Origin of the sequence: Escherichia sp. KCJ4928 (genome assembly GCF_004352695.1) — a bacterium.
Taxonomy (GTDB): Bacteria; Pseudomonadota; Gammaproteobacteria; order Enterobacterales; family Enterobacteriaceae; genus ECMA0423.
The window spans coordinates 1-747 of sequence record NZ_SJWV01000503.1; the positions used below are offsets into that span (position 1 = coordinate 1).

1 protein-coding gene is annotated in these 747 nt (G+C 43.6%); it reads right to left on the minus strand.

Translation table 11 applies throughout. From position 1 onward, the window contains the following. On the minus strand, positions 1 to 517 hold a 517-nt coding region (gene fimE / locus E0D98_RS25155; RefSeq protein ID WP_096987312.1), incomplete at its 3' end, for a type 1 fimbria switch DNA invertase FimE. Positions 518 to 747 lie beyond the last annotated feature (230 nt).

Here is a 747-nt window from a genome sequence, read left to right on the forward strand (position 1 = left end):
CGGTATAACGTACAGTATGGCGAATATTTCGATGCCCGAGATAATCCTGAATTAAACGGGTATCGGCACCACGCTCCGCCAGTTCATAACCACAAGCATGCCTTAACATATGAGGATGAGTCTGCGTTACGGTTCCAGCTTCAATACCGGCATCGCGAATAATGCGATAGGCCTGCTGGCGAGAAAGCCGACTCCCGCGGCGAGAAATAAATATAGCGTCGGTCCGGTCAGCGCCTTTCCAGTTAGCACGTTCCTGGGTCCAGCGTTCCACGGCTTCACGCTCATCAAAACGTAACGGGTGAACGGTAGAAAATCCGTTCTTCAGTCGGCGAATATTTATTCGACCTTCATTAAGGTCAAGATCCTGATAATGCAGATCAAGCAGTTCACTAATACGCATCCCATGCCGATATGCCAACAGAATAAGACAATAATCTCTGGCTCCCGTTGCCCCGTAACAAACCGCCTGCATCATGGCCTGAACTTCTTTACCGGTAAGATAACGACGTTTACTCACAATAGTAGTACTCCTAACTGAGATATATTTGAATGAATACCTATAGGAAACCTCAATCGGTCAAAATTAGCCCAATAGATAAAAAGATAACCACACACGGAGTGATGTGGCTAGCAGTCAATTACATTAAATATCATACAAAAATAAAATATCACTGATGTGACAACATCTATTTTCATTGATTTGATTCAATATAACAATAGATTGCAGTGGATTAACTTCCAGTTGCT